Source organism: Vibrio sp. D417a, assembly GCF_030248595.1.
Taxonomy (GTDB): Bacteria; Pseudomonadota; Gammaproteobacteria; order Enterobacterales; family Vibrionaceae; genus Vibrio; species Vibrio alginolyticus.
The window spans coordinates 117,745-130,399 of record NZ_JAHGAM010000004.1; the positions used below are offsets into that span (position 1 = coordinate 117,745).

Consider the following 12,655-nt stretch of genomic DNA (forward strand, 5'->3'; position numbering starts at 1 on the left):
TGTTAATGCACTGTCGTCTCGATGTTTAGGCTATCTGTCCAGTGATGAATGGCACAAGGCTTTCCTAAGTAAAAGCCTTGGTAATAATCCAAATTAAGTTGATACATAGCTTGTAGCTGCACGTCTTCTTCAACCCCTTCTATAATGACTTTTGCTCCCATATGATCCGCTAGATCAACGGCGCTATGTATGGAAAAGGTTTCTCCGGCGCAGTAGTCTAGCAAATAGGAACGATCGATTTTGATGATGTCAGGGCAGAGCTGCTGAACACGTGCGATATCAGAATGTTGGGCGCCAAAATCATCGATAGCAAAGATAAAACCATTTGCTTTCATTAACTGTACGGCTTTGATTAATAAATCCGTATTTCCGCATGACTCTTCGACTACTTCAAAAACGACGTCTGATGGGCTCATACCAAGTTCGGAAAGGCGTTTGTAAAGCAGGCCGTTATCTTTAAAGCCCATGTCTTTGGTTAGTGTGAGTAGCGTTTGAGGCATGACGTTAAGAAACAGTTTGATCGGCGTCCCCGCGAAATAGCGTGCAAAATTTCGAATGTGCATTGCTCTGGATAAAAACTCTACACATAAGCGAAAGTAGGGATCAAGACCATTATTGGCCAGAAACACGTCAGGACGAATTAGGGAACCATCAATGCCACGAATACGCAGTAAGGCTTCCATACCAATAATACGTTGGCGTCTATCAAAAATTGGCTGATAAACACTGTGAAAAGTGAATTGATTGAGAACTACGTAATATTCACCAAGATTATCTTGTTTTATGTATCGCTCGTAGTCGGATTGATTCTTTAACTCCATGAAAAACGCCGAAAATTTAGCATCTTGCCAATGTAACAGGGTGCAATTCTGATTTGAAGAATCAAATGTGCCTAATTACATATGCGGTTGAGTTAATTTGAAATGGCTTCCGATTTTGCTTCAATATGGCGAAAAATAAGTGACAGACCAAAACAAATTAAGAAGTAAGCAAGGCCGACAATCAGCCAAATTTCAAATATATACCCTGATGAATTTGCCATCTCTGTCCCAACAAACGTCATTTCTTGTATCGAAATCAGTGAAACAATAGAGGTGTCTTTCACCAAAGAGATGGTTTGACCGGCAAGTGCAGGTGTTATTGATTTAAGCACCTGTGGCGCGATAACAAATCGGTATTTCACCCATCGAGACAAGCCCAATGAGTCAGCCGCTTCCCACTGACCTTGGTCGATACTTTGTAAACCACCGCGCACAACTTCTGCAATGTAGGCAGAAGAGAGTAAGCCGACACATAACACGCCAGAGGCAAGGTTTTCCCAAAGGTTCGAAGGCCCAAACAGAAAGTGCTGTAGCGTATTTGGTTCGCCGTTGTAGTTTCGTAGAAGATCTTCCAAACCGAGTAACGGGATCAATTGGTTAGATATGAAAAAGTAGAAAATAAAAACAAACACCAACGGAGGGATGTTTCTCACTAACTGGATAAATGCATTGGCAGGTGTGCGCAACCAAACGGAACGAGAGAAGCGTGCTAAGCCTAACAAAGTGCCAAACGCTAATGCGAAGCTGATGCCCCAAATACTGAGCCTTAACGTCGAAATCAAACCTTGGAAGAAGTAGGGCAAACCACCATCTGCTCTAGGCGTGAAAAGTAATTCAAGCGCCTCTTTCCACTGCCACAAATAATGCACACCAACAGCGGACCGATGGTACAGCCAAACACCACCGATACCGCACATAACAAGTAGTACCCAGTCTAGTGTGTTTAATTGCGGTAAAAGGTAGCCTGTGCTGGATTTCGCGGGTGCTGTGCGAGTGGTAGTGTGTTCGCCCAAAAATTTGACTCCGATAAGTTATGGAAAAGTAAAATGGATGATTGGAGAGTATAGGCTCGCGGCGTCCACGAGCCATTTAGATTACTGGCCTTGCGCGACTTGATCTTGCCAATCTAATGTCGAGAACCAGTATTCATAACGCTGTTTTAACCATCCATCTTGGGTTCTTGCTTCAATCCATTTATTGAAAAAGGCCTTTTTATCTTCTTCCCCCAAGCGAACTGCAAAGGCTTCGTTACCTTGTGATAGTCGCTCAGAAAATGGAAGGAATAGTTTGTCGCTGTGTTTCACTGTCTCATGTTCTGGTTTTGGGCTAGAAGCAATGACCGCGTGGGCGTTACCATTCAGCACCTCTTGGAACGCTTGCGCGTCGTCATCAAATTGCAGGATCTTCGCTTTCGGGAAGGTTTCTCTGGCTACTTGAACGGTGAATGCGCCGCGACGAGCCGCAATTTTTACGCGTCGTGAGTCAAAATCCGAAAATTCGCTAAAACCAGAGGCGAGTTCTTTGTTTGCTGCTACTTGAACGCCTGAGTGCGAGTAGGGCTCAGTAAACAAGACGCTTTTGGAACGCTCAGGCGTAACCGACATGCCACCGATGATCACGTCGAACTTTTTCGCCAGTAGTGCGGGAATAATGCCATCCCACGCAGTCGGTACGAATTCCACTTTCAAACCTGAATCTTGTGCTAAGCGTTTGGCAACATCGATTTCAAAACCGATTAACTCACCTTGCTTGTTACGCATTGCCCAAGGTACAAATGTTGACATACCAACGCGCAAAGTGCCTCGTTCTTTGATTTGATCTACATTGGGTGTGGCAACATCTTCTTTCGCGATTGTAGGCATAGCGATGGCTAGCCCTAATAATGCAGTAATGGTCGCTTTGAATAACTTCATGTTATCTCCTTATAATTTGCGCCAACTGGCTCCGAGTTTGTGTTCTAGCCATGCAGACAAGCCAGAAAGTGACAGAGTGAGAGCAAGATAAATTGCTGCCACGGTAAACCAAATTTCGAACGGCATCGCCGTCTCTGAGACGATGTTGCGTGCCTGTGTTGTTAGATCAAAAATCGCCATCACGCTTACAATGGAAGAGTTTTTGATCAAAGAAACCACTTCATTGGTTAATGGCGGTAATGTGCGCTGTAAAACCTGAGGCAAAATTACGTCTTTGTAGGTGTAAAACGGTGATAGCCCGAGAGTTTGTGCTGCTTCGAATTGCCCTTTAGGAATACTGTTTAAACCTGCACGGAATATTTCCGCGGTGTAGGCACCTTGGAAAAGGGATAATGCCAAAACGGCGGTGCTGAATCGGTCCAAACCAATCACGGGGCCAAACACAAAGTAGAGTAAATAGATTTGCACCAACAACGGCGTGTTACGTATTACTTCGACATAAGTGGTACCAATAACATTGCCGACTTTCGAATCGCTAAGCCTTAGTAACGCGGTAACCAACCCCAACACTAAGGTAAAAAATAGACTAATAGCAGAGATGTTAAGCGTGACCAATAACCCATCAATAAGTTCTGCCGGCCACCATTCTCCATCTTCATAAAAAGCGATGTAATCAGGTACGCGCTCCCATTGCCATTGATAGCCCATAGCGTCGGCACCAGAGTCCAACACCCACACAATCGCGATGAAGAGGAGCGTCATTTGCAGTAAAGCTTGAAGGACAGGTTTGATTACGCGAACTATCATCAGTAACTTAAAATTTTGTTCAAAAATGCTTGGGTTCGTGGATGCTGAGGTGTCTCAAATAAGGCGACTGGAGAGTTCATTTCCACGATTTGGCCTTCATCCATAAATACCACGCGGTTCGCTACTTTTTTGGCAAATCCCATTTCATGCGTGACGCAAATCATCGTCATTCCGCTTTGAGCCAGCTCAACCATGACATCCAACACTTCGTTGATCATTTCCGGATCAAGCGCTGAAGTTGGCTCGTCAAACAGGAGTAAATCCGGTTCCATACACAAGGAGCGGGCAATCGCGACGCGTTGCTGCTGACCGCCAGAAAGCTGGATAGGATACTTACTCGCTTGCTCTTCAATATTGACTCGCTTTAGGTAATGTCTTGCGCGTTTTTCAGCTTCTTGTTTTGATAATTTGTGTGTGCGAATCGGCGCTAAGGTGAGGTTTTCCAGTACAGTCAAATGAGGAAAAAGGTGAAAGTGTTGGAACACCATGCCGATTTTACCGGGCTTGAGAGATTTTGCGTGAGAAGGCTGGTCGAACACATGAAGCTGACCTTCTTGAATCGATTCAAGATGATTGATGCAACGAATGAGCGTTGATTTTCCGGAACCTGAAGGGCCACACACCACGACGATCTCGCCAGAATGCACGGAGAAGTTGATGTCTTTTAGAGCGTGGTAATCGCCATACCACTTATTTACGTCGCTAAACTCAACGACGGGAGTATTCTCTTTCAAAGGGGCACGCTATAACGGAAAAATATCCTTTTACAATAGCAAGTTGTGCGCGTAATTTCATTAAGAATAAGCTAATGTTTAGGCGATGATTTTAAGACTCTATTCAGATCGCTTACAAGATACATCCATGTTTCTTTAATGTTGGTGCAGTCTAGAGTATGACTAACTCAGTTCAACGAGATACGGATAACGAACAACAATCGCAACAACAGACATAACCATTAATGTCTGTGCAGAATAGTAGGTCACCATGACAACTTGTCGTGAAAATATTGACCGTCCTCCAAAGCGTTCGAAAGCCAATACGATGCCAGAGATAATAAAGATAAAGCTTCCGAGCACTGCAAAAGAGGAGGATTGTGTTTTCCCACTCAAATAATACTCGATCGAAGCCCAGCACATAGTCATCAGTACCAATATATAACTAGCAACTGGCCGTTTTTCTTTACCGAGATCCGGTCGGAACAACCAGTAGACGCATATACCGAGTCCGAACAAGGCAATTGGGAGCCAAGGTGTAAAATGCCACGCTGACATGATGGCAAAACCATAACTATAGGAGAGATGGGCAGAGCAAAAGAGCACTAATCCTGTAATGAACTTGTCTCTAGGGAGCATTAATAACACGTCACCAAGCAACGAGAGCGATAAGCCAATCAAAATCCAATGCGCATATGGCATTGGGTAAGCCGGGGACTGAATTAAAATACCAAGCATACAGAGCACTGGTAATGGTTTAGAAACGTAAAAGAGCCATTTAGAGCCTTTACGGATACTGATGATATGTATGAATGCTAATACGACAACAACTAGCCACATAAAGTGTTTTCTCGAACAGACAAAATTATGTAGTACATCACTACAACAAATCAAAACTTAATTAACGAGTTAACTCGTTCTTTGATCTCAATTATTTTTATTTGTGTAAAGCTGGACAGTTGTCTCTTTACTAACCAACACGGCCGATTTTTTGTCTGGAGGGAATCGTTGTTTTTAGAGGCCTCCTCGTTTTGAACGTGATGTGGCTTACAAAATAGCATAAAAAAACGGTATTGTGACTGTTAAGTCACAATACCGTTAAACCCTAGGAAGGGCAGTGAAGAATTGTTGCAGTTATGAGACAGCTAACTCTAAGATTTCTCGGCTACGTTCAAGTGTGATCGCCTGGTTTTCACCTAAAACAGTCATGCCGTGTTTGTTTAGTTGATCAATGATGGCATCGATAGCTTGTTCACGGCTCTCACCATAGTTTTCGAGCTTAGTTGCGACATCAAGTTGATGATAAAACGCTTCGATAGCTTCGATTGTGCGCTCTGCTAAATCCTCACCTGCTTCAAGAGCAAATACGTTGCGACCCATTTGTTCTAACTTAGGGCGCTTAAACTGCATTTGGTTACGAAGTAACGATGGTTGGACAATTGCAAGAGAACGCGCATGATCAACGCCCCATAGAGCGGTTAATTCATGGCCGATCATATGTGTCGCCCAGTCTTGTGGAACGCCACTACCAATTAACCCATTCAATGCTTGGTTAGCAGACCACATTAAGTTTGCGCGCCACATATCGTCGTCTCGTTCCGCAAACTGTTCTCCGAGTGTTTTTAAAGTTTTCAGCAGTGTTTCTGCGTAACCATCTTGAACCATTGCACCGGTAGGAAGCGTCAAGTATTGCTCACATACGTGCACCCATGCGTCAACAATGCCGTTGATAAGCTGGCGTTCTGGCAGTGTTTTCATTACATCTGGGTCTAACACGGCAAATTTTGGCTGCACTGCTGGAGACATGAACGGAAGTTTGTCTTGAGTTTCTTTTTTAGTGATAACTGCGCCCATGTTTGACTCTGAGCCTGTTGCTGGCAATGTCAAAATTGCAGCTAGAGGCGTCGCTTCAGTGACTTGGTGCTTACCAATCATGATATCCCAACCATCACCATCATACATTGATGCCGCTGCTACGTATTTGGAACCATCGATGACTGAACCACCACCTACCGCTAGAATAAAATAAACACCATGCTCTTTTACCATTGCGACTGCTTTATCGAGTGTTTCTTTGGTTGGGTTTGGTTCAACACCTGAAAACTCTAGCCATTCATGTCCCTCAAGAGCTTCTGCTACTTGGTCGTACACGCCATTTTTTTTGATGGAGCCACCACCGTATACCACTAAAACTTTTTGGTCGGATGGGATAGCTTCTTTGATTGCTGCGATTTGTTTTTGACCAAAGAAAATCTTGGTTGGGTTTACATAAGAAAAGTTCATTATTAGCCCTCTTGCTTCCAGTGAAGGAGATTGAATACATGCATATTAGTCCTGATTAATGATGGTTAACAGGTCGATTTCTGCAAATAATTTGCCTATTTCTACAAAATTAATGCTCTTGAGCTAGAAAGTTAAAGTCGAGAGGAAGTATAGTGCTCGAAACGATAATAGAGACCAAACTCGTTGGTCATTGATGGAGCGCTCTAATGCACACTCTCGCAAATATCATGCAGCAATATGTTGAAAAGCAGGGGCTGCATGACCTAGAAGGTATGAAGAAAACAGCGATAGATGGCGTATGGTTTTATCGCAGTAGCAAAGGGAATCATCGCCAGCCGTTTGTCTATCAGTCCGGCATCATCGTATTGGGTCAAGGGCATAAGAACATTCATATTGGTGATACACCAGTGCAATATGGGCCCGATGATTACCTTGTTGTCGGGGTTCCCATGCCACTAGAGTGCGAAGCGTTTGCGACAAACAATGAGCCTTTACTTGGCATTTCGATAGATATTTCGCCAACGCTTCTTCATAAACTCGTTAAAAAATTAGAGGGTGAGAAATTCAGTAATAAGTGTCTGGATGCTACCCGTTGCGGCCTTAAGTCGGTACGTATGAATGAAGGTATGTTGGATGCGTGCAAGCGGTTAATGAAAGCAATGTGTGACGAGCTTGATGTTATCATGCTTGGCGAGCTGCTTCTTGAGGAAATTGTGTATCGTACTTTGGTGAGCAAAGAGGGGTATGTTTTATTTGACCTAGCACATCAAGAAGGTTCTTACGCGAGGGTCGCTAAAGCACTAAATCGCGTGCATCAAGCGTATCACGAACAGTTGAACGTACAAGCATTGGCTGAAGAAGCCAACATGAGTGTGTCTGCTTTCCATCAAGCATTTCGCAATGTCACGCTTGAATCTCCGCTGCAATATATTAAGAAAGTTCGACTTAACAAAGCGCGCGAATTGATCCAGTTAGAGGGGCGACGTGTTAATGATGCAGCGAGAATGGTCGGGTACACGAGCCCATCACAGTTTAGTCGCGAGTACAAGCGGCATTTTAATGAAACGCCAAGGTCAACAAAGGCTTAGTGATCTTTATTTCAAAATGGCGACTTTTTTTACCTTTTTTATTAATTTGCGAGTGACATATTTATTTGAGTTATAAAATTAGTTACTGGTGCCAAATAATAGGTACGTTGTTGCAATCATTTAGTGGATTGTTGCGAGGCGGTGTGGAAAACTCGTAAATAGATAGTGTGAAATCACCAACTTGTACTTAAGTTATTTTACGTCGAAATAAAAGTATAGATGCGTTTCGTTTAGCGCATTTAGTATTGTTTTAACAATAACTTAAGGAAGAGCGATTATGCACCTTAACAACGGCAACGCAGTGAAAAACGTGTTCACACTGAGCACACTCACCGCTTCTTGTCTTATGGCCTTCAATAGCTACGCAGCAGTTGACTGTGCCCCTCTAGAAACTTGGCAATCATCAAAAGTTTATAACGGTGGCGACCAAGTTCAGCATGAAGGTACTGCTTATAAAGCGCGTTACTGGACGCAAAACAACAATCCAGCGCAATCTGGTGAGTGGGGCGAGTGGGAAACACTTGGCGCTTGTGATGGCACTGGACCGGTTGATCCACCTCAGAATGAAGTCCCGACGGTTACTCTGACATCGCCTTCTGCGTCGGCTTCTGTGACTGCGGGTGATGTTGTTAACCTAGCTGCAGATGCGGCAGATACTGATGGGACTGTTAGCAAAGTAGAGTTCTTTGTTGATGGTGTATTAGTTGGTCAGGCAACGTCTGCGCCGTATGCTGCATCGTGGACAGCAACTGAAGGACAGCACGAGTTCTCTACCAAGGCCTATGACGATGCAGGTGCCGTTAGTACGGCAAGTGTTGTGACGTTAACTGTGGCATCAGCGCAACCTGGTAATGAAGCGCCGACAGTGGATGTCGTGCTTTCTGCGAACTCTATTGACCTGGGTGGTTCCGTAACACTGACTGCAAATGCTACGGATGCGGATGGTACTGTTGCTAAAGTTGATTTTTATGTTGCAGGTGTGCTTGCTGGCACTGCTACAACAGCGCCATACACGCTGGATGTAACCCCTTCACAAGCTGGCTCATTAAGTGTTTATGCGAAAGCAACCGATGATGCTGGAGCATCAGCAGATTCTGCACTTGCAACGTTAACGGTAAACGGCGGCGCAGTGACATCTAATTGTCGTCCTGATGGTCTTTATCAAACAACGGGTGTAGATGTTCCTTACTGTTCTATTTATGACGAAGAAGGCCGTGAGAAAATGGGGGCTGATCACCCACGTCGTGTAATCGGCTACTTCACCAGTTGGCGAGCAGGTGACGACCCACAATCGACTTACCTTGTTAAAGACATTCCTTGGGAACAACTTACTCACATTAACTACGCGTTTGTGAGCATTGGTTCTGACGGCAAAGTAAACGTTGGCGACGTTAATGATCCTAACAACCCTGCTACAGGTAAAACTTGGCCAGGCGTTGAGGTAGATCCTGCTCTTGGTTTTAAAGGTCATTTTGGTGCACTAGCAACTTACAAGCAAAAACATGATGTTAAAACGCTAATCTCGATTGGTGGTTGGGCTGAAACGGGCGGTCACTTCGATACGAACGGCGATCGTGTAGCTGATGGTGGCTTCTACACCATGACGACGAATGCGGACGGTTCTATTAATCATGCTGGTATTGAGAAGTTCGCAACTTCAGCCGTTGAAATGATGCGTCAGTACAAGTTCGATGGTCTGGATATCGACTATGAATACCCGACGTCAATGGCTGGTGCTGGTAACCCTTACGACAAAGACTTCATGGAACCACGTCGTCAGTATTTATGGGCGTCTTACCAAGAGCTGATGAAAGTATTGCGTGAGAAACTTGATGCGGCATCCGCGCAAGATGGTATTCATTATATGCTGACTATCGCAGCACCATCTTCAGGTTACTTGCTACGTGGGATGGAAACCTTCGATGTAACTAAGTACCTAGACTACGTAAACATCATGTCTTACGACTTGCATGGGGCTTGGAATGATCACGTTGGTCATAACGCGGCTTTATTCGATACAGGTAAAGACTCTGAGCTAGCGCAGTGGAACGTATACGGCACTGCTGCATACGGTGGTATCGGTTACTTGAACACAGACTGGGCTTACCATTACTTCCGTGGCTCTATGCCAGCAGGTCGTATCAACATTGGTGTTCCTTACTACACCCGTGGTTGGCAAGGTGTTACTGGTGGCGACAATGGCCTTTGGGGCCGAGCGGCACTACCAAACCAAGCAGAGTGCCAACCGGGCACAGGTGAAGGTGAGAAGAACAACTGTGGTCACGGCGCTATTGGTATCGACAACATGTGGCATGATACCGACCCTAAAGGAAACGAAATGGGCGCTGGTTCTAACCCAATGTGGCATGCTAAGAACCTAGAAAACGGTATTTGGGGCTCTTACGCAGCTGCTTACGGTCTCGACCCTGTCAACGATCCTTCAGATAAGTTTGTTGGTACTTATACTCGTCATTACGATAGCGTTGCTGTGGCACCTTGGTTGTGGAACGCAGAGAAGAGCGTATTCCTATCTACGGAAGATAAAGCTTCTATCGAGGTGAAAGCCGATTACGTTATCGATAAAGAGATCGGCGGTATCATGTTCTGGGAACTAGCCGGTGACTACAACTGTTACGTACTGGATGCAAATGGTAATCGTACGGCAGTAGATGCAACTGAACAAGCTTGCGCGGCGGGTAATGGTGAATACCACATAGGTAACACTATGACCAAAGCTATCTACGACAAGTTTAAGTCTGCGACGCCTTACGGTAACAAAGTAGCGACTGGTCCAACACCAACTGAAGCAGTAGACATTACTGTTAGTGTTGGCGGCTTCAAAGTTGGCGACCAAAACTACCCAATTAACCCGAAAATCACGTTTACGAACAACACAGGTCAAGCGATCCCTGGCGGTACTGAATTCCAATTCGATATCCCAGTATCTGCGCCGGACAACGCGAAAGACCAATCAGGTGGTGGTTTGAAAGTCATTGCTTCTGGACATACTCGTGCAAACAACATCGGTGGCTTAGATGGCGTAATGCACCGTGTGTCGTTCTCTCTACCAGCATGGAAAGACTTGCCAGCGGGAGGCACTTACGAGCTTGATATGGTTTACTACCTACCAATCTCTGGTCCGGCTAACTACTCAGTGATTTCTGGTGGTAAAGAGTTTGCGTTTAAGTTTGAACAGCCAGATCTACCAATTGGTGATCTCAATGCGGGCACGGGTGGTGGTACCACTGAACCTGGTACGTGTGATACGACAGGTTTAGTGACATACCCAGCTCTGCCACAAACGGATTGGGCAGGTAATCCAAGCCACGCTAACCAAGGCGATAAGATCATCCACAACGGTGTGGTTTACCAAGCGAACTGGTGGACAGCGGCTGAACCGGGTACAGATGGTAGCTGGTCAACGGTATGTAACATCTAATTATTATGGATTATTTGTTATAGCCTAATGTTTACAGGCACTGAAACAAAAGCGCACGATGATTATCGTGCGCTTTTTTGTTGTGATAGTTTGTCGTTTAATCGAATTGGTAACTTTCGGGTATGACGACAATACCTTTGTCTGAGATTTTAAATCGCTTCGCATCTTCAAGTTTGTTGATGCCAATTTGAGTATGTGGCGGAATACGAACATGTTTATCAACTATGCAGTTGACCAACTGACTTCCTTCACCGACTTCTACGTCATCAAAAATGATGGAATCGACTACCGTTGCACTATCTTGAATGCGTACGTTAGAGGAGATTATGGAGTGCTGTACTGAGCCTCCGGAATTGATGACACCGGTAGCAATGATGGAGTTAATAAAAATACCTTCATTACCCGTAGCCGACGATACAGTACGAGCTGGTGGAAACTGCGGCTCGTAAGTACGAATCGTCCAATTGGACTGATAAAGATTCATTGGCGGCACAGGTTCTAGTAGATCCATATTCGCTTCATAGAAGGAATCAATGGTACCTACGTCGCGCCAATAGCAATCTTTATCGACGCGCCCTTTACTACCACAGAATTGATAAGCGTAAACGGATTCCGTATCAATCAGCTTAGGTATGATGTCTTTTCCGAAGTCATGGCTTGATGAATCGAGTTTTGAGTCTTCTTCAAGCACTTCTTTCAAAACATCCATATCAAAGATATATATTCCCATAGAAACAAGGCTTCTGGTCGCGCTTCCAGGAAGGGTAGGTGGGGTTTCAGGTTTCTCTATAAACGAAGTAACGAGCCCGTTTTCTGCGGTGCCCATTACACCGAATGCTGAAGCATCCTCTACGGGAACATCCATACAGGCAACGGTGAGCTTAGCACCTTTCTCTTTATGCTCTTCAAGCATTGCAGCGTAGTCCATTCGATAGATATGATCGCCGGATAACACAACCACATACTTTGCATCATTTCGCGATAGCAACCACATGTTGTGATAAATCGCATCGGCGGTTCCTTCATACCATGCACCACCTTTGCGCATTTGTGGTGGAACAGCAGTAATGTACTCGCCTAGCTCTGGATTGAATATCGACCAGCCGTCTCGTAAGTGTTTTTGAAGTGAATGAGATTTATATTGGGTTAAAACAAGGATCTTGCGTAAACCCGAATGTAAACAATTGGTTAGTGTGAAATCTATAATTCTATATTTTCCGCCAAAAGGTACGGCTGGCTTGGTTCTGTCATCGGTGAGTGGGCTGAGTCTAGACCCCATCCCTCCTGCTAAAATTACGGCGAGTGCGTCTTCCATAGTATTCCCTTTCCCTTTTCTGACATGCATCAAAACGGTGCTAACCTGAAGGAGGTGGTATGCAACGCAGAGGTTTTGAAAAGCATGTGCTAATGTGCTTATTAGTGAAAAGTCTACTACAAGAATCGAGCCATAGAATATCTCCTTAAAAATCAAGGAGGTTAAAATTTCACTGTAAGACAACTGCACCATATTAGTGAAGCGCTAAATAGCCCGTGCATCAAATTGGCGCAAAATTGTAGAAAGGAGAAGTCAACAAGTATGGATTTACAATGT

Annotated in this window: 10 protein-coding genes; 2 read left to right on the top strand and 8 right to left on the bottom strand. The window is 44.7% G+C overall.

Translation table 11 applies throughout. From position 1 onward, the window contains the following. Positions 1 to 2: 2 nt before the first annotated feature. The 7 genes from KI742_RS04295 to KI742_RS04325 all read right to left on the bottom strand — a co-directional run bounded on the left by KI742_RS04295 (position 3) and on the right by KI742_RS04325 (position 6,537). Positions 3 to 821, bottom strand: a complete 819-nt coding sequence (locus KI742_RS04295) for an EAL domain-containing protein (RefSeq protein WP_005386068.1) — start codon at positions 819 to 821, stop codon at positions 3 to 5. Between the two features lie 92 nt (positions 822 to 913). Next, entirely contained in the window at positions 914 to 1,834 is a 921-nt protein-coding gene (locus KI742_RS04300; protein WP_213871095.1) for an amino acid ABC transporter permease, read from the bottom strand. Between the two features lie 81 nt (positions 1,835 to 1,915). After that, on the bottom strand, positions 1,916 to 2,734 hold the full coding sequence (locus tag KI742_RS04305; protein ID WP_086047417.1) for a transporter substrate-binding domain-containing protein: 819 nt from the start codon (positions 2,732 to 2,734) through the stop codon (positions 1,916 to 1,918). 9 nt (positions 2,735 to 2,743) lie between these two features. Further along, positions 2,744 to 3,541, bottom strand: a complete 798-nt coding sequence (locus KI742_RS04310; RefSeq protein WP_005376396.1) for an amino acid ABC transporter permease — start codon at positions 3,539 to 3,541, stop codon at positions 2,744 to 2,746. Continuing rightward, the gene (locus KI742_RS04315; RefSeq protein ID WP_213871096.1) at positions 3,541 to 4,275 is read right to left on the bottom strand and encodes an amino acid ABC transporter ATP-binding protein; all 735 of its coding nucleotides are present in this window, start codon (positions 4,273 to 4,275) and stop codon (positions 3,541 to 3,543) included. Before KI742_RS04315 ends, KI742_RS04310 begins: the two co-directional genes overlap by 1 nt. A 162-nt stretch (positions 4,276 to 4,437) precedes the next feature. Beyond that, on the bottom strand, positions 4,438 to 5,094 hold the full coding sequence (locus KI742_RS04320) for a lysoplasmalogenase (RefSeq protein ID WP_005376394.1): 657 nt from the start codon (positions 5,092 to 5,094) through the stop codon (positions 4,438 to 4,440). A gap of 294 nt (positions 5,095 to 5,388) precedes the next feature. Next, the gene (locus KI742_RS04325; protein WP_130545362.1) at positions 5,389 to 6,537 is read right to left on the bottom strand and encodes an iron-containing alcohol dehydrogenase; all 1,149 of its coding nucleotides are present in this window, start codon (positions 6,535 to 6,537) and stop codon (positions 5,389 to 5,391) included. A 206-nt stretch (positions 6,538 to 6,743) separates the two neighbouring features. Between KI742_RS04325 and KI742_RS04330 the strand changes: the two genes are divergently transcribed. Together KI742_RS04330 and KI742_RS04335 are read left to right on the top strand one after the other, a co-directional pair. Next, positions 6,744 to 7,625 carry an AraC family transcriptional regulator gene (locus KI742_RS04330; protein ID WP_130545363.1) on the top strand — a complete coding sequence of 294 codons (882 nt, stop codon included), beginning with the start codon at positions 6,744 to 6,746 and terminating at the stop codon, positions 7,623 to 7,625. A gap of 277 nt (positions 7,626 to 7,902) precedes the next feature. After that, positions 7,903 to 11,064, top strand: a complete 3,162-nt coding sequence (locus KI742_RS04335) for a chitinase C-terminal domain-containing protein (protein WP_285384844.1) — start codon at positions 7,903 to 7,905, stop codon at positions 11,062 to 11,064. Positions 11,065 to 11,161: 97 nt separating this feature from the next. Here the strand turns inward: KI742_RS04335 and glgC are convergent, their stop codons facing one another. After that, positions 11,162 to 12,379 carry a glucose-1-phosphate adenylyltransferase gene (glgC, locus tag KI742_RS04340; protein WP_047103564.1) on the bottom strand — a complete coding sequence of 406 codons (1,218 nt, stop codon included), beginning with the start codon at positions 12,377 to 12,379 and terminating at the stop codon, positions 11,162 to 11,164. Positions 12,380 to 12,655: the final 276 nt, after the last annotated feature.